The sequence below is a fragment of the Amycolatopsis sp. NPDC034160 genome (assembly GCF_055575355.1).
Genome location: NZ_JBVISU010000006.1, coordinates 132,845 through 151,300 on the forward strand (window position 1 = coordinate 132,845; position 18,456 = coordinate 151,300).

The following is an 18,456-nucleotide window of genomic DNA, read 5'->3' on the forward strand; positions in this document are numbered from 1 at the left end:
CACCTTTCACCGAATGCAACGTACCGACCGCGTGTCGCCGCCCGAACGGCGCACCGTCAGGCGGTCCTCACCGCCTACTCTGATGGGATGCAGCGGCGGATCTTTGGCATCGAGACCGAATTCGGGGTCACGTGCACCTTTCACGGGCAACGCAGGCTCTCCCCGGATGAAGTGGCGCGTTACCTGTTTCGGCGTGTCGTGTCCTGGGGACGTTCGTCGAACGTCTTCCTGTCGAACGGCTCCCGGCTCTATCTCGACGTGGGTTCCCACCCGGAATACGCCACGGCCGAATGTGACGACCTCGTGCAGCTCGTCACGCACGACAAGGCTGGGGAGCGGATCCTCGAGGACCTCCTGGTCGACGCCGAGCGGCGGCTGGCGGACGAGGGCATCGGCGGCGACATCTTCCTGTTCAAGAACAACACCGACTCGGCGGGCAACTCCTACGGCTGTCACGAGAACTACCTGGTGACCCGTGCCGGGGAGTTCTCCCGGATCGCGGACGTGCTGCTGCCGTTCCTGGTGACCCGGCAGCTGATCTGCGGCGCGGGCAAGGTGCTGCAGACGCCGCGCGGCGCGGTGTACTGCCTGTCCCAGCGAGCGGAACACATCTGGGAAGGCGTGTCGAGCGCGACGACGCGGTCCCGGCCGATCATCAACACCCGCGACGAGCCGCACGCGGACGCCGAGCGTTACCGGCGCCTGCACGTGATCGTCGGCGATTCGAACATGGCCGAACCGACCACGATGCTGAAGGTCGGGTCGGCGAACCTGGTGCTGGAGATGATCGAGGCGGGCGTCCAGTTCCGCGACTTCACCCTGGACAACCCGATAAGGGCCATCCGCGAGATCAGCCACGACCTCACCGGCCGCCGCCAGGTCCGGCTCGCCGGCGGCCGGGAGGCGTCCGCGCTCGACATCCAGCGTGAGTACCACGCCCGCGCCGTCCAGCACGTCAAGGAGACCGGTTCTTCGCCGCAGTCCGAGCGGGTCGTCGAGCTGTGGGGCCGCGCGCTGGAAGCCGTCGAGCAGCAGGACTTCAGCAAGATCGACACCGAGATCGACTGGGCGATCAAGCACCGGCTGGTCGAGCGCTACCGCAACAAGCACGACCTCGACCTGTCGAGCCCGCGGATCGCGCAGCTCGACCTGGCCTACCACGACATCCGGCGCGGCCGCGGCATCTTCGACCTACTGCAGCGCAAGGGTCTGGTCCGCCGGGTCACCGACGACGGCGAGATCGAATTGGCCAAGGACACCCCGCCGCAGACCACGCGGGCGAAGCTGCGCGGTGACTTCATCGCCGCCGCGCAGGCCGCCGGGCGGGACTTCACCGTGGACTGGGTGCACCTCAAGCTGAACGACCAGGCGCAGCGGACCGTGCTGTGCAAGGACCCGTTCCGCTCGGTCGACGAACGGGTCGAGCGGCTGATCAGCTCACTTTGATTGGTCCGTGAAGGCCACCTTGAGGGGATCAGAGTCCCTTAAGGTGGCCTTCACGGATCTTCGAGGGAGAGGTGCGCCGATGCGCCGTGCGTTGCTTGTCCTGCTGGGAGCGGTCGTTCCGCTGGCGTTCACCGGCGTCGCGCAGGCCACGCCGGACTGTCCCGATCCCGCTTGGACGGAGACCCCGACGGGCACGGACGCCCAGTTGCGCGGTCTCTCCGCGGTGGATTCCCGTACGGCGTGGGTCAGCGGCAGCAGGGGCACCATTCTGCGGACCACCGACCGCGGCCGCACCTGGCAGCCCGTCGCGCCGCCGGACACCGCGGCGCTCGATTTCCGGGATATCGAGGCCTTCGACGCCGATCACGCCGTCGCGCTGTCCATCGGGCCTGGTGAGGCGTCCCGGATCTACCGCACCGACGACGGCGGCAAGAGCTGGCGACTGTCGTTCCAGAACCCTGAACCGGCCGCCTTCTACGACTGTCTCGCGTTCTTCGACCACCGCCGTGGCCTCGCGATGAGCGATCCGGTCGACGGGAAGTTCCGGCTGCGGTCCACTGTGGACGGCGGCCGCACCTGGCAGCAGGTTCCCGCCGAAGGCATGGTCCCCGCGCTGGACGGCGAGTTCGGCTTCGCCGCGAGCGGCCAGTGCCTCACCACTTCGGGTCCGCGCGACGCCTGGATCGCCACCGGAGGTGGTGCCCGTGCCCGGGTCCTGCACTCGGGTGACGGTGGGAAGACCTGGGAAGCGGCCGACACGCCACTGCCCAGCGGCGCCTCCGCCGGGGTCTTCTCCGTGACGTTCCGGGACCCGCGCCATGGTGTCGCCATCGGCGGCGACTACGCGGTCCCGAACGCGCCCGGTCCCGCTGTGGCGTTGAGCGCGGACAAGGGACGCACCTGGCGGACGCCGTCGGAGGCTCCCGTCGGTTACCGCTCGGGTCTGGCCTGGCTGGGGAACACGGTCATCGCCGTCGGACCCGGCGGAAGCGACCTGAGCCCCGACGGTGGACGGCATTGGCAGTCCTTCGACACGGGCTCGCTCGACTCGGTCGATTGCGCCCGCGGTGCGTGCTGGGCTAGCGGCGCGAAAGGCAGGGCCGCCCGGCTGTCGTGAGTGGCGATTCGGGTTCTCACCCGAATCGCCACTCACGACCCGGCCTCGCTATCAGGGGCCTGAACGCGGTCGGTCGACGCCCAGGCCGCATCGATCATCCGGAAGATCTCGTCCACCGCCGCGTCCGGGTCGCCCGCCTCGCGGGCCAGCGAATGGGCGTCGACCACGAACCGCGCGATCGCGCGGCAGGCCGTCGTGGGCCGCGGCGCGCCGACGTCGGTGGCGATGGCAGCCGCCAGCGACTTCGCGTGGCGCAGCCTCATCAACTCCTCGTACTCACGCAGCGCGGATGACCCGTCGATCATGCGCCAGACCGGTGCGGCGTCGGCCGAGGCGCAGTGGCGCACCTGGGTCAGGATTTCCCGGCGCAGCGCGGCGATGAGCGGCTCGCCCGGAGCGCGGTCGGTGACTGCCTTGGTGAGGCCGTGTTCGAAGTCCGCGTCCAGCTCGAAGACCAGTGCCTCTTTCGAGGTGAAGTGGGAGAAGAGCGTCGTGACGGCCACGTCGGCCTCGGTGGCCACGTCACGGATGCCGACTTCGTCGTACCCGCGGTCCAGGAAGAGGCGCAACGCGGTTTCGGCGATCCTCTGGCGCGTCGCGGCCTTCTTGCGCTCACGGCGTCCCAGCGGCTCTGTCATGAGCAGACACTATCAGATCCAAAACAGTATTTGTTTCAAAACACTAACTGTTAGTGTTACGGTCGATCGCATGAAGAGAGTGAGTTTCGCCGAGTTCGGTGGTCCCGATGTCTTGCGGCTTCTGGATGCGGAGGAGCCGCACGCGGGACCCGGTCAGGTACGGGTCGCGGTGCGGGCGGCCGGGGTGAATCCCGTCGATTGGAGACTGCGTGAAGGTCAGGTTCTGGGGGCTCATCCGATCGAGTTGCCCTCCGGGGTCGGGCTGGACGCCGCCGGTGTGGTGGACGAGATCGGCGACGGCGTCGAAGGCGTGGAAATCGGCGATCGCGTGTTCGGTGAAGGTCTGAACACTTATGCCGAGTTCGCCGTGCTGACGGCTTGGGCCCGGATGCCGGAGGGGCTGACGTTCGAGGAGGCGGCCGGATATCCCTCAGTGGTGGAAACCGCGCTGCGCCTCGTCCGGGAGGTCGGGGTCGAGCCGGGGCGGACGTTGCTCGTCAGCGGCGCTTCTGGAGGCGTCGGATCGGCGGTGCTCCAGATCGCGCGGGACCGCGGCATCAAGGTGATCGGTATCGCGGGCGCGGCGAACCAGGACTATCTGCGCGGCTTGGGCGCTCTCGTCACGACGTACGACGAGGGCTGGGTCGAGCGGGTGCGTGCGCTGGGCCGGGTGGACGCGGCTCTCGATCTGGCGGGTTCCGGAGTGATCCGTGAACTCGTCGAGTTGACCGGGGATCCGCGGAAGGTCGTCTCCATCGCCGACCTCGGCGCTCCGGACCTCGGCGTCCGGTTCTCCGGCGTGGCCGGGAGCGTGCCGGACGCGCTCGTCGAGGCCGCCGAACTCATCGCGAGGGGAAGGCTTCACATCCCGGTCGAGAAGTCGTACTCGCTCGCCGAGGCCGCGCAGGCGCAGATCGACAGCCGGGCGGGTCACACGCGTGGGCGCCGGGTCATCCTCGTCTGAGGAGGAACGGCTTAAGCTCGGAGGATCATGATCGCACACGCAGATCCCGACCCGGACGCCACCGAGCACCTGGTCGAGGTGTTCAAGGCGCTTGCCAACCCGGTCCGGCTCCAGGTGCTCGGCTGGTTGCGCGAACCGGACCGGCATTTCCCGCCCGAGCGGGCCATCGCCGATCAGAACGAGGTCGGGGTCTGCGTGAGTCATCTCCAGGAGAAGCTGGGGCTCGCGCAGTCCACCGTGTCGGCGTATATGGCCTTGCTGCAGCGTGCTGGGCTCGTCCGCTCCACCCGGGTGGGGAAGTGGACGCACTACCGGCGTGACGAACAGCGGATCGCGCAGCTCGTCGACCTGCTGGGACGCGCCATCTGACCCTCGCCGGGAATGACATATCGAAAATCTGCGATACTTCGATATGTAGGACTCGACTCAAGGAGAGACAGATGGAACTGGGGCGTTTCGGGATCTGGACGTTCGACTTCGAAGATCAGCCGGCCGCCATGCTGCGGGATTCGGTGCGGGAACTGGAAGAACTCGGCTGGCCCGCGATCTGGATCCCGGAACGGGACGGCCGCGAGGCGCTGACTCACGCCGGATTCCTGCTGGCGTCCACCGAACGGATCTCCGTGGTCAACGGGATCGCGCGGATCGGCTCCCGCGGGGCGCGCTGGGCCCGTGGCGCGGCGCTCTTGCTGGCCGACGCCTATCCGGGCCGTCACGTCCTGGGGCTCGGCTTCGGTGGCGCGCAGCCCGGAGTCAAGCCGCTGGAGGCGATGAACGCCTACCTCGACGAACTCGACACGGTCACCAGCGCCAACCCGCTGCCCGCCGCGCCGATACGACGGCTGCTGGCCGCCTACGGACCGAAGATGCTCGAACTGGCCCGGGACCGTTCCGAGGGCGCGCACACCTATCACGTGCCGGTGTCGCATACCGCCCAGGCGAGGGAAGTGCTGGGGGACCAGGCCTTCCTCGGCGTCGAGCACGCCGTGCTGTTCGAAACGGATCCGGCCAGGGCGCGGGAGATCGCCCGCGAACACCTGCACGTCTATCTGACGTCGAAGTACAACGTCGCCAAGTACCTCCGTCTCGGCTACACCGAAGCCGATCTCGACGGAGGCCGCGGCAGCGATCGGCTCGTCGACGACCTCGTGTTCTGGGGCGACCTCGACACCGTCGTCGCGAAACTGCACGCACATCTCGACGCCGGCGCCGACCACGTCGGGGTCCAGATGATCGGCGTCGAGCCCGGCGAATCGGCCATGCCGCACTGGCGGCGGCTGGCCGAGGCGTTGCTGCCCCGGCCCGCCGCCACGCGCTAGCGGACCTGTCCGGTCGGCCGGACCACGATCTCGTTGACGTCGACCGAGGGCGGCTGCTCCAGTGCGTAGAGCACCGCCCTCGCGATGTCGTCGGGTACCAGCTTCGGCTTGGACTTCGAGTCCTCCGGGATCATCGAGGTGTCGACCAGCCCCGGTTGCACCACGGTGACCCGGACGCCGGTACCAACGGCCTCCTCGCGGATGGATCCGGCGAGTCCGGTCACCGCCCATTTCGTCGCCGAGTAGAGGTTGCCCGGCCGGTGATAGCGCCCGGCGACCGAACCGGTGAGCACGAGATGTCCCTTCGACTCCGCCAGTGACGGCAGGGTCGCCCTCGCGGTGAGTGCGGTGCCGTAGACGTTGGTCAGCACCATGTCCCGCCACTGTTCGGGGTCCGCGCCGCCGTCGCCGAAGAACGACACCACGACGCTTTGCCCCGCGTTGGCGAACACCGCGTCCAGCGCGCCGAAGGTGTTCTTCACCGTCTCGACCGCGGACGCCAGCGAGTGCCAATCGGTGACGTCCACCGAGAGCGCGAGGACGCGATCCTCACCGAACTCGGCGATGAGGGGGAGCAGCGCCTCGCGGTCGCGGGCGAGCAACGCCAGCCGGAACCCGGCCGCCGCGGCCCGTCGGGCGGTGGCCTCGCCGAGGCCGCGGGAGGCGCCGGTGATCAGCAGTACTCGATCGTTCATGCCTCCAAACTAGGTGGCGTGTACGTGTCCCAATCGGGCACCGGTTCGCCGGAGAGGGAAGCGCCGAGCCGGTCGAGATAGAAGTGCCAGCCCTTGGCGATGTCCGAGGTGTCCCAATCGGGTTTGGGCATCCGGTGCACGAAGTCGAGCAGTGTTCCGTCGCCGTGCGGGGTCAGGGTCAGCTCCACCCGCCAGGTCGGCTCGTCGGTGTTGTGCAGATCCATGGCCAGCCGCTTCGGTGGATCGCATTCGCGGACAACAGCGGGCGCCGGTTCGGAACCTTCCTCCGCGGTCATCAGCAGCATGACCGTGTTGCCGACTCCTGGGTTGCCTGTCCACGTGCCGATCCAGCGGGCCGTGCGCTCGGATTCGGTGAGTGCCGACCAGACGTCTTCGATCGGGTCCGGATACTCGCGCCGGAGTTCGAGCCGGATTTCGTCGTTGTCCATGATGCGAAGATAACCGCAGCCTTAATTAAGCGTCAACTTATGGGGTTGGTCAGCACGAGTCGCCCGCGGAGTCCGCCGGCGGCAAGGCGCTCGTGTGCTTTCACCACCTCGTCCAAGGGCAAGGTGTCCGCGACCCGCAGGGCGAGCACGCCTTCATCGACCAGGGTCGCCAGTTCGGCGAGCGCGGCGCCGTCCGCGCGGATCCAGACGTGCTCGACCTTGATACCGCGCAAGGGAATCGGGGCGGCTCCGGCCGCGAAGACCACGAACCGCCCGCGGCTCGCGACGGCGTCCAAGGCTTCGAGACCGAGCAGTGCCGTGTCCAGGGCCGCGTCGACACCGCCGGGGACCTCCGACCGCACGCGGTCGGCCAGGAAGTCGCCCCGGGCCACGAAAGCCTCCGCGCCGAAGCCTCGGACCAGTGCCTCGTCGGCGGGACCGGCGACGGCCACCACGCGGAAACCGCGCGCCTTGGCCAAGGCGACCGCGTACCCGCCGACAGCGCCCGCTGCCCCGGTCACCAAGACCGTCGCTCCCGGCGGTAAATCGAGCAGGTCGAGCGCCTGGGCCGCGGTGAGAGCGTTCAGTGGGAGGGTCGCGGCCTCCACAGTGGACACCGTCACCGGGGCGGCGGCGATCGCGTCCGCGTCGAGCACGACGTATTCGGCGTAGGCGCCGAGCGCGGTCGCCGGCCGATCCCGCAGGCCGATCACGGTGTCGCCCGCGGCGAACCCGGTGACAGCGTCGCCTACCGCGTCGACCGTTCCGGCCACATCCCAGCCGATTCCGAGCACTTCGACCGGCGGGATGATCCCCGCCTCGGTCAGGAAACCCGAGCGGGTCGCGGCGTCGACCGGGTTGACCCCGGCCGCGGCCACCTGCACCCGTACCTGACCGGTTCCCGGTTCGGGCACCGGGATCTCGGTGAACTCCAGGACCTCCGGGCCGCCGAACCGGCGGACCACCACTGCGCGCATCGTTCTCCTCCAAGGGCTCGTTCGGAGCGAACGTATGGGGAGTTACTCTCCTTCGGGAAGTACGCACTTCGAGGTGCCCAACTCACGCGGAGGTACGGCGACCGTGGTCACGCGCACGGCACAGGAACGGCGGAACGAGGAGAAACGGGCCTACGACGCCTACCTCGCCGCCTGTCCGGCCCGGAAGCTGCTCGACGAGGTCTCGGGCAAATGGGTCAGTCTGGTCCTGGTCGCGCTCGGCGACGGGCCCCAGCGCTACAGCGACCTCTCCCGCCGGATCGCCGGCGTCAGCCAGAAAATGCTCACGCAGACACTGCGCACCTTGGAGCGGGACGGTCTGCTGACCCGCACCGTCACCGCGTGTGTACCGGTCCGGGTCGACTACGAACTGACCGAGCTTGGCCGGAGCCTCCGTGAGCTGCTGGCCGGGATCAAGGACTGGGCCGAGACGCGGTTCGACGAGGTCGAGTCCGCCAGAGACCGTTACGACGCGCGATCGGCGACTCTCCCCATCGGGTCGGACGGCGCGGGCTAGGGTAGCCGGGTGTCCACCGCACGCGCCGAACGTCTGGTCAACCTGGTTCTGGCCCTCCTGTCCACCCGGCAGTACCTCACCGCCGAGCGGATCCGGGGCATCGTGCCCGGGTATGCCGACGCGGCCAGCGACGAGGCCTACTTCCGCATGTTCGAGCGCGACAAGACCGAACTGCGCGAGCTCGGTATCCCGCTGGAGACCGGACGCAACTCCGCCTTCGACGCCATCGACGGCTACCGGATCGCGCGCCGCGACTACGAGCTCGGCGAAATCGACCTCGCACCCGACGAAGCGACCGCCGTCGGCCTGGCCGTACGGCTGTGGGATTCCCCGGAACTGACCGGTGAGGCGCAAGGCGCGTTGGTGAAGCTGCGCGCCGCCGGGGTCGAGGTGGACGACAACGCCCCGACCGTCGTCGAACCCCGCGTGCGCGCCGAACCGGCGTTCGGCCCGCTGCTCGCCGCCGTCCAGGCCGGGCAGGCGGTCCGCTTCGAGTACCGGCGCAGTGGTTCCGCCGAACGCAAGATCCGCACCCTCGAACCCTGGGGCGTGGTGTCGTGGCGTGCCCGCTGGTACGTCGTCGGGCACGACCGGGATCGCGGCGCACCCCGCTGCTTCCGTCTTTCGCGCGTCACCGGGAAGGTCGAGCCGATCGGGAGACCCGGCGTCGTCGAACGACCGGAAGGGGTCAACCTGCTGCGGATGGTGTCGGCCAGCAGCGGTGAGGACCCGTCGGCGCCGACCACCGCCAGCGTCTGGGTCGCCGACGGCCGGGCGGCCGGGGTCCGCCGCCGCGGCCGTGTCGTCGGCCGCAGCGACGCCGGGGGAGAAGAAGGCGACCTCGTGGAGATCGAGCTGTACTACCCCGAATCCGCCGCCGACTGGCTCACCGCCCACGGCCCGGACGTCCTGGTCCTCGAACCCGATGTCCTCGCGAAGTCGGTCCTCAGCCGCCTCGAAGCCATCGCGCACGCCGGTGGTGCCCGATGAGCGCCACCGGCCGGATGTCGCGTCTGCTGGCGCTTGTGCCGTACCTGCTCGCCCGGCCCGGTATCAAGATCACCGACGCCGCCGCCGACTTCGACGTCTCGCCCAAGCAGCTGCGCAAGGACCTCGAACTGCTGTGGATGTGCGGGCTGCCCGGTTACGGACCCGGTGACCTGATCGACCTCTCCTTCGAGGGCGACACGATCGTCGTCACCCACGACGCCGGGATGAACCGCCCGCTGCGGCTCACCGGTGGTGAGGCGACGGCCATGCTCGTCGCACTGCGAGCGCTCGCCGAGACGCCCGGTGTCCTCGACGCCGACGCCGTCCGCCGCGCCATCGCGAAGATCGAAGCCGCCGCTGGGCAGGCGCAGCCGTCGGGAATCGTCGTCAGCGGGGGAGTCCGCGAAGGCAAGAAGACCGCCCGCACCCGCGAAGCCGTCCGTGCCGCGCTCACCGCGAAGCGGGCGTTGCGGATCCGGTACTACACCGCGTCCAAGGACGAGATCACCGAACGCACCGTCGACCCGATGCGGCTGCTGATCGTCCAGGCCGTCGGCTACCTCGAAGCGTGGTGCCGCCGTGCCGAGGACGTCCGGCTGTTCCGGCTGGACCGCATCGACGAGCTCACCGTGCTCGACGAACCCGCCGTCCCGCCGGCGCACGCCCGGCCGACCGACATTTCCGACGGTGTCTTCCGCCCGCGTCCCGATCAGCAGGAAGCCGTTCTGACACTCGATCCCGACGCACGCTGGGTAGCCGAGTACTACCCGTGCGAGGAACTCGACGAGCTCGACGGCGGACGGCTGCGGATCCGGATGCGCTACGCGGACGAGTCCTGGATGGTCCGGCTGATCCTCGGGCTGGGCGGAGACGCGCAGGTCGAGAGCCCGGCCGCGCTGGGGGAGGCGGTTCGTCGCCGGGCGGCCGACGCGCTGGCGCGGGCACGTCACCTTGCGTCAACCTACGAGCAGTAGGGTGACGCCGTGTCGTACCTGCCGAGCATCGCGCTCGCCGTCGCCGGGCTGATCGCCCTCTTTGTTCTGCTGGTCAAATTACGCGGAGTCTTGCGCGTGCTCACCCATACGATGAGCATGGTGGCTACGAACACCCGAAAACGGACAGGGCTCCTTCGCGCCCGGTCGGCCGCGCTGCGCGTGGCGATCGCGGAACGACGTGGGCTCGAAGACCGGTAACATCACACTCAGAGACTCGAGAAGGAGGCCGCAAACGATGAACGCGCTGCAGCCGTGGCACATCATCATCCTGGTGCTCGTCGTTGTCCTGCTGTTCGGCGCCAAGAGGCTTCCGGACGCCGCGCGGTCCATCGGCAAGTCCATGAAGATCTTCAAGGCCGAGACCAAGGATTTGGCCGGAGACAAGGACAAGGCCGCCGAGACCGAAGAGGTCGAGACCAAGCAGCTGCCGCAGGCGACCACGCCGGCGCCCGCCGCCTCGACCGTGCAGGACAAGCAGGTCGCCGACCTCCAGCGTCAGCTCGACGAGCTCAAGAAGCAGCAGGCCGCCACGCCCGCTCCGGCCGAGCAGGCGCAGAAGAACGCCAGCTGAGCGGTCTTCAGTAAGCCAAGCGGAGCCTGTTCGCGGATGAGCGCGTCGAAGTCCCGGCGCGCTCATGGTGGACCCTGACGAGAACGGACTGTTCAGTGGCGGATTCCGCCTCGGGTGAGGAGCGCCGCGCGCCGAAGCGGCGCAAGCGCAGTCGCCGGAGCAACCCCGACGGCACGATGACGCTCATCGAGCACATCTACGAGTTCCGGCGCCGTCTGGGCTTCGCGCTGCTCGCCATCGTGGCCGGCGGGATCATCGGCTTCCTCTGGTTCCAGACCAGGGTGGGCCCGATCCCGTCGCTGGGCGACATCATGACCGGTCCGTACTGCGGTATCCCGTACCAGCGCAGGCTCGGCGGAAGGATCGACGGCCCCTGCCAGCTGCTCCAGACGGTGCCGTTCGAAGCCTTCATGATCCAGCTGAAGGTCGGTCTCGCCGCGGGGGCGGTGCTGCTGGCGCCGCTGTGGCTCTATCAGATCTGGGCGTTCATCGCGCCCGGCCTCTATTCGAAGGAGCGCAAGTACGCGCTCACCTTCGTCTTCTTCGCGTCGATCCTCTTCGCCACCGGCGCCGTGCTGGCGTACCTGCTCATCCCGCATGCTCTCGAACTGCTGATGAACTTCGGTGGCGACCAGTTCATCACCGCCCTCACCGGTGACAAGTACATCTCGTTCATCCTGTCGCTGCTGCTGATCTTCGGCGTCAGCTTCGAACTCCCGTTGTTCGTGGTGATGCTGAACCGCGTTGGCGTCCTGAAGTACCAGACGCTGAAGAAGTGGCGTCGCGGCCTGATCATGGTCGTGTTCGTCTTCGCTGCCTTCGCGACGCCCGGTTCGGACCCGTTCTCGATGATCGCCTTGGCGGGTGCGCTCGTGGTGCTCCTGGAATTGGCCATCCAGATCGCGCGCTTCCACGACCGCAAGCTCGACAAGGAACGCGGCACCGAGGGCTGGGACCAGCTCGACGACGACGAGGCCGCGCCGTTCGACTACACGCCGAGCAAGATCGACGACGAACCCCCGGCCACCACCGGTGGCAAGCGGACCAGTACCGACCACGTCACCTGATCGGGATGCACGCGGCACTGGCCGTGCACCCCGCCTCCGGCAACGGGGCGGCGGGACGGCTGATGGAGTCGGTCGCGGCGCGGCTGCGGCCCGCCGTGGACCGGCTCGACGTCCTCGTCGCCAACACCGTGGAGGAATCCCGCGCGCTGATGACCGACTCGCGCGCGGCAGGGCTGGACGTCCTCGTCGTACTCGGCGGCGATGGCGCGGCGCATCAGGGCGTGCAGTTCTGCGCCGAATCCGGCGTCGCCCTCGGACTCGTGCCCGCGGGCACCGGCAACGACTTCGCCAGGGCGCTCGGCATTCCGGAGAGCCCGCACGCGGCCGCCGATCTCGTTGCCAGGCGGATCGCAAAGGGGAAGCGGCGGAGGATCGATCTCGGCCGCGCCGGCGGCGAATGGTTCGCGACCGTCCTGTGCTCCGGCTTCGACGCGCTGGTCACCGAACGCGCCAACCGGCTGACCTGGCCTCGCGGTCCGCGCCGCTACGACGTCGCGATCCTGGCCGAACTGGCGGCCTTCCGCACCTGGCCGGTCGTGCTCCGCACCGACGTCGAAACGATCGAAGTCGACGCCACCATGATCGCCGTCGGCAACACCCCGTTCTACGGCGGCGGAATGCCGATCTGCCCGGGAGCGGACCCCGAAGACGGCCTCTTCGACGTCACGGTCGTCGGGAAGGCCACCAGGCGCGACCTGCTCCGCATGCTGCCCGGCGTCCGCAAGGGCGAACACCTCGCGCATCCGGCGGTCCGGACGTTGAAAGCCAGCGAAATCCACCTCGCCGGCAGCGACCTGCCCGTCTACGCCGACGGCGAGCCGCTGGGCGGGCTGCCGATCGACATCACCTGTGTGCCTGGCGCGCTCACCGTCCTCGGCTGAGGGGCCAGGGAAGTCCACAAAGGACATATCCTTGCGACCGGGTGTCCGGTTGGTGCTTCTATGCCCGGTAGAACGACCCAAATCACTCACGACCCCCTGACGTCGCGACTGACCCCGGCGTAGCCGCCCGCCCGCCATACCTGGCCCCGGAACGCCGCGGCCGACATCAACTCACCACGTGGGAAGAACACCCCACCGCAACGGTGGCAGAACCACGCCTGCCGCCAGCGGTCCAGCGCGGCGGGGATGCCCCGGCGGATCCGCGCGTTCCGCCGGAGCCGCAGCACGAACAGCACCGCGAACAACGCCACCAGCGCGAACGTCCCGAACGGGAAGATCCACACACCGATCAGCTGGCCCGCCCGGGCGCCGGCGGTCGGAGCGGGGTTCTCGGCGAGCACGTCCCTGGCGAACGAGACGAACACGAACGCGGGGATCAGCATGAGCAGTGCCAGCGTCAGGAAGCAGCCGCCGCCGCGGACCACCGGATACGGGTTGAGCGCCGCCGCGGTCGCGGTCACCGACACGCCGCGGTGCGAGGTCGCGGTGTAGACCACGCCGTCACCGGCCGGGACAGCCGCCATCGACCCTTGCACCCGGTAGGTGGTCTGCCCGCTTTGGAACACCGCCGGCACGCTCTGCACCTGGTCGACCTGCGCGCACTGCGGACAAGCGAGCTCCATGGGATCCCCTCTCGGTCGGAAAGCGCCCCCTTGGATGCCGCGGGTGTGGTCACCGTTCCCGTGATCGTCACACCGAGTGCGAACTGTCGGTGGGGTATGGAACCCTGACGAAGTGGTCAACAGCCCTTCTCAGACCCCGGCCGAGGCGTACGCGGCCTCCCGGCGCCGCGCTCGATACCCCCAGCTGACCCGGTTCGCCGCGGAGTCGGCGTTCGAGTTCGACGATTTCCAGATCCGCGGGTGCGAGGCGCTCGAAGACGGACATGGCGTGCTCGTCTGCGCGCCCACCGGCGCCGGGAAGACCGTGGTCGGCGAGTTCGCGGTGCACCTCGCCCTCGCCGAGGGGCGCAAATGCTTCTACACGACGCCGATCAAGGCGTTGTCGAACCAGAAATACGCCGACCTCGTCGGCCGCTACGGCGCCGACGCCGTCGGTCTGCTCACCGGTGACACTTCGATCAACGGCAACGCGCAGGTCGTGGTCATGACCACCGAGGTACTGCGCAACATGCTCTACGCCGGGTCTTCGACCATCGGCGAACTCGCCTACGTCGTGATGGACGAGGTCCACTACCTTGCCGACCGGTTCCGCGGCGCGGTCTGGGAAGAGGTCATCCTCCATCTGCCCGAGCACGTCCGGGTCGTCGGCCTGTCGGCGACGGTGAGCAACGCCGAGGAGTTCGGCGAATGGCTCGTCGAGGTCCGCGGTGACACCACCGTCGTGGTGGACGAGCACCGTCCGGTGCCGCTGTGGCAGCACATGCTGGTCGGCAACCGGCTGATGGACCTCTTCGCCGGGCAGGAGGAGAACGCGCCCGGCAGCGAACTGCGCATCAACCCCAGCCTGCTGCGCCGCACCGAGGAGATCGGCGGACGTTTCGCCCCGGCCGGGTTGCGCGGGCCGAGAGGACGGCGAGGGGCGCCGTCTCGGATGCCGAGGTACCGGCCCCCGTCGCGCACCGACACGGTCGAGCGCCTGGACAACGCCGGTCTGCTTCCCGCGATCGTGTTCATCTTCTCCCGCGCGGGCTGCGACGCCGCCGTCGGCCAGTGCGTCCGGTCCGGCCTGCGGCTCAACGGCCCCGAAGAGGTCGAGAAGGTCCGCCGCATCGTCGCCGAGCGCACCAAGGACCTGCCCGAAGGCGATCTCGGCGTCCTCGGCTTCTGGGAATGGCGTGAGGCGCTCGAACGCGGCATCGCCGGGCACCACGCCGGGCTGCTTCCGGCGTTCAAGGAGACCGTCGAGGAACTGTTCGTCCAAGGCCTGGTGAAGGTCGTGTTCGCCACCGAGACGCTCGCGCTCGGGATCAACATGCCCGCGCGCACCGTGGTCCTCGAACGGCTGGTGAAGTACAACGGCGAGGCACACGTCGACCTGACACCGGGGGAGTACACGCAGCTCACCGGGCGGGCCGGGCGGCGTGGGATCGACGTCGAAGGCCATGCCGTCGTGGCCTGGCAGCCGGGCATCGACCCGAAACAGGTCGGCGGTCTCGCCTCGACCCGGACGTACCCGCTGCGGTCGTCGTTCCGGCCCGGCTACAACATGGCGGTGAACCTGGTCGCGCAGGTCGGCGCCGAAGCGGCCCGCGACCTGCTGGAGCAGTCGTTCGCGCAGTTCCAGGCCGACCGGTCCGTGGTCGGGCTGGCGCGGCGGATCGAGCGGAACAAGGAGGCCCTGCGGGGCTACACCTCCGCCATCACCGGGGACTTCGACGACATGCTCGAATACGTCGAGCTGCGCGCGAAGATCTCGGCGAGGGAGAAGGCGCTCTCGCGACAGAACACCTCCGCGCGGCGGGCTGGCACGGCCGAGTCGCTGGAGAAACTCCGCAAGGGAGACGTCATCGCCGTGCCCGCGGGTAGGCGCGCGGGGCTCGCGGTCGTCGTCGACCCGGGGCTCGACCCGATCCGCGAACCGCGTCCCGTCGTGGTCACCGAGGACCGCTGGTCCGGCCCGCTCTCGGTCTCCGACTTCCCGTCGCCCGTCGAGGCGCTGGGGAACATCAAGCTGCCCAAGCACATCGAGCTGCGCTCCCCGAAGACCCGTCGTGACATCGCCGCGAGTCTCCGCAACGCGGGAATTTCCTTGCCCGGCAGGCAAAAGCGCCGCACCGGGGCCAATGAGGACGGTGAGCTGGCCGCGTTGCGGCGTGCGCTGCGGGCGCATCCTTGCCACGGGCTGGCCGAACGCGAGGCGAATCTGCGCTGGGTCGAGCGGCACCAGCGTCTCTCGGCGGAGACCGAGCAACTGGAACGCAAGGTCGCCGCGACCACGCACTCGCTCGCGCGCGCCTTCGACCGCATCCTGCGGCTGCTCGGCGAGCGGGGCTACCTCGGCCCCGAATCCAAGGGCGACGGCGAGGACCGCGTGACCGAGCACGGCAAACGGCTCACCCGCCTCTACAGCGAATCCGACCTGCTCGCCGCCGAATGCATCCGGAACGGCGTCTGGCAGGGGCTGGCTCCCGCCGAACTCGCGGCCGTCGTCTCGACGCTGGTCTTCGAGGCGCGCCGCGACATCGCGGGGGAGCCGCGGCTGCCCGCCGGCAAAGTGGTCGACGCCTGGCAGGCGACCACGCGGCTGTGGATGGAACTCACCGAGGACGAGCGACGGCACAAGCTGGAGCGCACTCGCGAACCGGACGCCGGCTTCGCCTGGCCCATCTACCGCTGGGCACGCGGCGAATCGCTGGAGAAGGTCCTCACCGCCGCCGAGGCGAACGGGCAGGAGCTGTCCGCCGGCGACTTCGTCCGCTGGTCACGGCAGGTCATCGACCTGCTGGACCAGATCCGCGACGTCCTCGGGAGGGCCGATCCGGTCGGGGCGGCCGCTTCGGACGCGGTGAAGGCCCTGCGGCGTGGCGTCGTCGCGGCAGGCAGTGCGTAGCGAGACTCGACGGGACCATTGGGCTGACCGGCGGATTCGGCGCCGCCACCGGTGTGGGTACTCCTCGCGTCGAGTTGTCCCGACACCACCCCGGAACAGTGGGCAGGGGCGCCGACCTGTGGTTGGATCGCCCACGACGGCCTTGTATCTCGGTCGTGGACAATGCGGAACAGGCGGAGGCGAAACGATGAGCACGCCGTATGGCGGCAACGACCCGCAGCAGCAGCCCCAATGGGGGCAGCAGCCGGGCTACGGGCAACAGCCGGGCGGCACTCAACCGCCGAGCGGCCCGCAGCAGCAACCCCCGCAGCAGCAACCACAGTGGGGTCAGCAGCCGCAGTACGACCCGTCGCAGACGCAGCAGCAACAGCCCCAGTGGGGCCAGCAGCCCGCGCCTTACGACCCGTCCCAGCAGCAGACGGGTCACGACCCCTCCCAGACGCAGCAACAGCAGCCGCAATGGGGCCAGCAGCCACAGTACGGCCAGCAGCCGGGATACCCGCAGAGCGGACCCCAGCAGCAGCCTGGCTACCCGCAGAGCGGCCCGCAGCAGCAGCCGCAGTACGGGCAGCCGCAGCAGCAGGGCCAGTACGAGTACGGCCAGGGCCAGTTCCAGGGCACCCAAGGCGAGACGCAGGACAAGCCGAAGTCCAAGAAGGGCCTGTTCATCGGGATCGGCGCGCTCGTGGTGATCATCGCCGCGGTCGGAGTCCTCGGCTTCGTCACGCCTGGCTGGTTCAACACCCAGGTCTTCAACAACACGCAGATGCAGACCGACGTGCAGAAGCTGCTCACCGAGACCTACAAGATCCCGAACGTCAGCGCGGTCTCCTGCCCCTCGGGCAAGGAGGTCAAGGACGGCGAGAAGTTCGCCTGCACCGCCACGATCGACGGCAAGCCGCAGGACGTGCCGATCACCGTGAAGGGTGACACCGGCAACTACGAGGTCTCGCCACCCGCCGTCACCAGGTAAGCGGCGGGCGCCCGGGGCGGTCGATCCTGCATGATCGTCCCATGAGCGACTTCTCAGTGCGGCGGTTGCGGTCCGACGAGGAACGGGCCGCGACCGACCTGTTCAGGCGTGCCCTGCACGTCAAGGAGATGACCGACGAGGAATGGTCGGCGTCCGCCACGTCATTGCAGCCGGACCGTGGTTTCGGCGCGTTCGACCCGGAACTGATCGGCACCGTCCGGTCCTTCGATTCGGAAGTGACGCTGCCCGGTGGCGGCACGGTGCCGCTCGCCGCGGTCAGCCTCGTCGGCGTCCGCGCCGACCGCACCCGCCGCGGTGTGTTGACGGCGTTGATGCGCACCCAGTTCGAGGATTTCGCCGCCCGTGGCTACCCCGCGGCGATGCTGCACGCGTCGGAAGGCGCCATCTACGGCCGGTTCGGGTACGGCGTCGCCGCGCGGGGCAAGTCGATCGAGGTCGACAGGCACCGTGCCCGGCTCCGCCCCGAGGTACCGGGGGGTGGGGAGATCACCCTGCTGGACCTGGAAAGCACCATCGCGCAATGGCCGTCGCTCTTCGACGCGCTCCCGCGGACGCGGCCCGGCATGATCGCCCGGACCCCGAATCTGTGGCCGGGTTACGAACGCGAACTACGCAGGGCGACGACCCCCACGGCGACAGCGGTGCATCGTGGTCCGGACGGTGTCGACGGGTACGTCACCTATCACGTCGAACGGGCCCACTTCGGGGCCCCGGCGCTGCTGAAGATCCAGTCGTTCCATTACGCGAGCCCCGACGCGTTCGCCGGTCTGTGGCGGCATCTGCTCTCCGTGGACCTGGTCGATCGCATCACCGCCGAAAAACGGCCGCTCGACGAACCGGTCGAGCTGCTGTTCACCGACCCGCGGCACGCGGCCGTGCAGAAGATCCAGGACGAGGGCTGGCTCCGCCTCGTCGACGTCGCCTCGATGCTCGACGCCCGCACCTACCTTGGCGGACCGCTCGTCATCGAAGTCACCGATCCCTTCCTGGAACGCAATTCCGGCCGCTACCGCCTTTCCGAGGACGGCGCTGCCCGCACCACCGATCCGGCCGATCTCGAACTGCACGCCGACACCCTGTCGATGCTGTACCTGGGCGGCTGGCGGGCGTCGGACCTCGCGATCGCCGGACGCGTCCGCGCCACCGGCGAGGCCGCACTGGAACGGGCGGACCTGCTGTTCAGTACGCGAGTGAACCCCTGGTGCGGTACCTTCTTCTGACGTTGGAAGATCACGTTCGGTGGGG

20 protein-coding genes are annotated in these 18,456 nt (G+C 69.1%); 15 read left to right on the top strand and 5 right to left on the bottom strand.

The features are described from left to right. Window positions 1-87 precede the first annotated feature (87 nt). Complete coding sequence (gene pafA, locus ACZ54P_RS15700) at window positions 88-1,446, top strand: Pup--protein ligase (protein ID WP_007035399.1); 1,359 nt, start codon at window positions 88-90, stop codon at window positions 1,444-1,446. Window positions 1,447-1,525: 79 nt separating this feature from the next. After that, window positions 1,526-2,563: a WD40/YVTN/BNR-like repeat-containing protein gene (locus ACZ54P_RS15705; protein ID WP_465462227.1), complete on the top strand. Its 1,038-nt coding sequence runs from the start codon at window positions 1,526-1,528 to the stop codon at window positions 2,561-2,563. Between the two features lie 32 nt (window positions 2,564-2,595). Here ACZ54P_RS15705 and ACZ54P_RS15710 read toward each other — a convergent pair whose 3' ends face one another. Next, window positions 2,596-3,201, bottom strand: coding sequence for a TetR/AcrR family transcriptional regulator (locus ACZ54P_RS15710; protein WP_465462228.1), 606 nt, complete (start codon window positions 3,199-3,201; stop codon window positions 2,596-2,598). A 70-nt stretch (window positions 3,202-3,271) separates the two neighbouring features. Between ACZ54P_RS15710 and ACZ54P_RS15715 the strand changes: the two genes are divergently transcribed. The 3 genes from ACZ54P_RS15715 to ACZ54P_RS15725 all read left to right on the top strand — a co-directional run bounded on the left by ACZ54P_RS15715 (window position 3,272) and on the right by ACZ54P_RS15725 (window position 5,484). Continuing rightward, window positions 3,272-4,165 carry an NADP-dependent oxidoreductase gene (locus ACZ54P_RS15715; protein WP_465462229.1) on the top strand — a complete coding sequence of 298 codons (894 nt, stop codon included), beginning with the start codon at window positions 3,272-3,274 and terminating at the stop codon, window positions 4,163-4,165. A gap of 27 nt (window positions 4,166-4,192) precedes the next feature. Then, complete coding sequence (locus ACZ54P_RS15720; RefSeq protein ID WP_465462230.1) at window positions 4,193-4,534, top strand: ArsR/SmtB family transcription factor; 342 nt, start codon at window positions 4,193-4,195, stop codon at window positions 4,532-4,534. A 71-nt stretch (window positions 4,535-4,605) separates the two neighbouring features. Next, complete coding sequence (locus tag ACZ54P_RS15725) at window positions 4,606-5,484, top strand: TIGR03620 family F420-dependent LLM class oxidoreductase (protein ID WP_465462231.1); 879 nt, start codon at window positions 4,606-4,608, stop codon at window positions 5,482-5,484. On the opposite strand, the gene ACZ54P_RS15730 is transcribed toward ACZ54P_RS15725, so the two are convergent. The 3 genes from ACZ54P_RS15730 to ACZ54P_RS15740 are packed head-to-tail and all read right to left on the bottom strand — an operon-like array spanning window position 5,481 to window position 7,605. Beyond that, window positions 5,481-6,179, bottom strand: a complete 699-nt coding sequence (locus ACZ54P_RS15730; protein WP_465462232.1) for an SDR family oxidoreductase — start codon at window positions 6,177-6,179, stop codon at window positions 5,481-5,483. The two genes, ACZ54P_RS15725 and ACZ54P_RS15730, sit on opposite strands and share 4 nt — an antisense overlap. Then, window positions 6,176-6,628, bottom strand: coding sequence for an SRPBCC family protein (locus ACZ54P_RS15735; RefSeq protein ID WP_465462233.1), 453 nt, complete (start codon window positions 6,626-6,628; stop codon window positions 6,176-6,178). Before ACZ54P_RS15735 ends, ACZ54P_RS15730 begins: the two co-directional genes overlap by 4 nt. A 32-nt stretch (window positions 6,629-6,660) precedes the next feature. After that, entirely contained in the window at window positions 6,661-7,605 is a 945-nt protein-coding gene (locus ACZ54P_RS15740) for an NADP-dependent oxidoreductase (protein WP_465462234.1), read from the bottom strand. Between the two features lie 103 nt (window positions 7,606-7,708). On the opposite strand from ACZ54P_RS15740, the gene ACZ54P_RS15745 reads away from it, so the two are divergent. From ACZ54P_RS15745 to ACZ54P_RS15775, 7 genes are all read left to right on the top strand, one after another. Further along, the gene (locus ACZ54P_RS15745) at window positions 7,709-8,140 is read left to right on the top strand and encodes a winged helix-turn-helix transcriptional regulator (protein ID WP_465462349.1); all 432 of its coding nucleotides are present in this window, start codon (window positions 7,709-7,711) and stop codon (window positions 8,138-8,140) included. Window positions 8,141-8,149: 9 nt separating this feature from the next. Next, the gene (locus tag ACZ54P_RS15750; RefSeq protein ID WP_465462235.1) at window positions 8,150-9,130 is read left to right on the top strand and encodes a helix-turn-helix transcriptional regulator; all 981 of its coding nucleotides are present in this window, start codon (window positions 8,150-8,152) and stop codon (window positions 9,128-9,130) included. Then, window positions 9,127-10,104 carry a helix-turn-helix transcriptional regulator gene (locus ACZ54P_RS15755; RefSeq protein WP_465462236.1) on the top strand — a complete coding sequence of 326 codons (978 nt, stop codon included), beginning with the start codon at window positions 9,127-9,129 and terminating at the stop codon, window positions 10,102-10,104. The genes ACZ54P_RS15750 and ACZ54P_RS15755 overlap by 4 nt, the downstream gene beginning before the upstream one ends. Before the next feature lie 9 nt (window positions 10,105-10,113). After that, a complete protein-coding gene (locus ACZ54P_RS15760; RefSeq protein WP_465462237.1) occupies window positions 10,114-10,323 on the top strand; it encodes a bacteriophage holin in 210 nt (69 codons plus the stop codon). 37 nt (window positions 10,324-10,360) lie between these two features. Then, a complete protein-coding gene (gene tatA / locus ACZ54P_RS15765; protein WP_465462238.1) occupies window positions 10,361-10,696 on the top strand; it encodes a Sec-independent protein translocase subunit TatA in 336 nt (111 codons plus the stop codon). A 95-nt stretch (window positions 10,697-10,791) separates the two neighbouring features. Then, the gene (tatC, locus tag ACZ54P_RS15770) at window positions 10,792-11,763 is read left to right on the top strand and encodes a twin-arginine translocase subunit TatC (protein ID WP_465462239.1); all 972 of its coding nucleotides are present in this window, start codon (window positions 10,792-10,794) and stop codon (window positions 11,761-11,763) included. A gap of 5 nt (window positions 11,764-11,768) precedes the next feature. Further along, a complete protein-coding gene (locus ACZ54P_RS15775; RefSeq protein ID WP_465462240.1) occupies window positions 11,769-12,644 on the top strand; it encodes a diacylglycerol/lipid kinase family protein in 876 nt (291 codons plus the stop codon). Window positions 12,645-12,730: 86 nt separating this feature from the next. Here ACZ54P_RS15775 and ACZ54P_RS15780 read toward each other — a convergent pair whose 3' ends face one another. Beyond that, window positions 12,731-13,327 carry a hypothetical protein gene (locus ACZ54P_RS15780; protein WP_465462241.1) on the bottom strand — a complete coding sequence of 199 codons (597 nt, stop codon included), beginning with the start codon at window positions 13,325-13,327 and terminating at the stop codon, window positions 12,731-12,733. A gap of 112 nt (window positions 13,328-13,439) precedes the next feature. On the opposite strand from ACZ54P_RS15780, the gene ACZ54P_RS15785 reads away from it, so the two are divergent. The 3 genes from ACZ54P_RS15785 to ACZ54P_RS15795 all read left to right on the top strand — a co-directional run bounded on the left by ACZ54P_RS15785 (window position 13,440) and on the right by ACZ54P_RS15795 (window position 18,431). Then, on the top strand, window positions 13,440-16,217 hold the full coding sequence (locus tag ACZ54P_RS15785; protein WP_465462242.1) for a DEAD/DEAH box helicase: 2,778 nt from the start codon (window positions 13,440-13,442) through the stop codon (window positions 16,215-16,217). A gap of 187 nt (window positions 16,218-16,404) precedes the next feature. Further along, the gene (locus tag ACZ54P_RS15790; RefSeq protein ID WP_465462243.1) at window positions 16,405-17,190 is read left to right on the top strand and encodes a DUF4333 domain-containing protein; all 786 of its coding nucleotides are present in this window, start codon (window positions 16,405-16,407) and stop codon (window positions 17,188-17,190) included. Window positions 17,191-17,231: 41 nt separating this feature from the next. Beyond that, window positions 17,232-18,431, top strand: coding sequence for a GNAT family N-acetyltransferase (locus tag ACZ54P_RS15795; RefSeq protein WP_465462244.1), 1,200 nt, complete (start codon window positions 17,232-17,234; stop codon window positions 18,429-18,431). The last annotated feature ends 25 nt before the right edge of the window (window positions 18,432-18,456 follow it).

Coding starts and splice junctions, on each gene's coding strand:
- ACZ54P_RS15790 (WP_465462243.1), top strand. CDS start 16,405: ATGAGCACGCCGTATGGCGGCAACGACCCGCAGCAGCAGCCCCAATGG.
- ACZ54P_RS15735 (WP_465462233.1), bottom strand. CDS start 6,628: ATGGACAACGACGAAATCCGGCTCGAACTCCGGCGCGAGTATCCGGAC.
- ACZ54P_RS15755 (WP_465462236.1), top strand. CDS start 9,127: ATGAGCGCCACCGGCCGGATGTCGCGTCTGCTGGCGCTTGTGCCGTAC.
- ACZ54P_RS15705 (WP_465462227.1), top strand. CDS start 1,526: ATGCGCCGTGCGTTGCTTGTCCTGCTGGGAGCGGTCGTTCCGCTGGCG.
- ACZ54P_RS15795 (WP_465462244.1), top strand. CDS start 17,232: ATGAGCGACTTCTCAGTGCGGCGGTTGCGGTCCGACGAGGAACGGGCC.
- ACZ54P_RS15725 (WP_465462231.1), top strand. CDS start 4,606: ATGGAACTGGGGCGTTTCGGGATCTGGACGTTCGACTTCGAAGATCAG.
- ACZ54P_RS15780 (WP_465462241.1), bottom strand. CDS start 13,327: ATGGAGCTCGCTTGTCCGCAGTGCGCGCAGGTCGACCAGGTGCAGAGC.
- ACZ54P_RS15715 (WP_465462229.1), top strand. CDS start 3,272: ATGAAGAGAGTGAGTTTCGCCGAGTTCGGTGGTCCCGATGTCTTGCGG.
- ACZ54P_RS15720 (WP_465462230.1), top strand. CDS start 4,193: ATGATCGCACACGCAGATCCCGACCCGGACGCCACCGAGCACCTGGTC.
- ACZ54P_RS15740 (WP_465462234.1), bottom strand. CDS start 7,605: ATGCGCGCAGTGGTGGTCCGCCGGTTCGGCGGCCCGGAGGTCCTGGAG.
- ACZ54P_RS15730 (WP_465462232.1), bottom strand. CDS start 6,179: ATGAACGATCGAGTACTGCTGATCACCGGCGCCTCCCGCGGCCTCGGC.
- ACZ54P_RS15710 (WP_465462228.1), bottom strand. CDS start 3,201: ATGACAGAGCCGCTGGGACGCCGTGAGCGCAAGAAGGCCGCGACGCGC.
- ACZ54P_RS15775 (WP_465462240.1), top strand. CDS start 11,769: ATGCACGCGGCACTGGCCGTGCACCCCGCCTCCGGCAACGGGGCGGCG.
- tatA (WP_465462238.1), top strand. CDS start 10,361: ATGAACGCGCTGCAGCCGTGGCACATCATCATCCTGGTGCTCGTCGTT.
- pafA (WP_007035399.1), top strand. CDS start 88: ATGCAGCGGCGGATCTTTGGCATCGAGACCGAATTCGGGGTCACGTGC.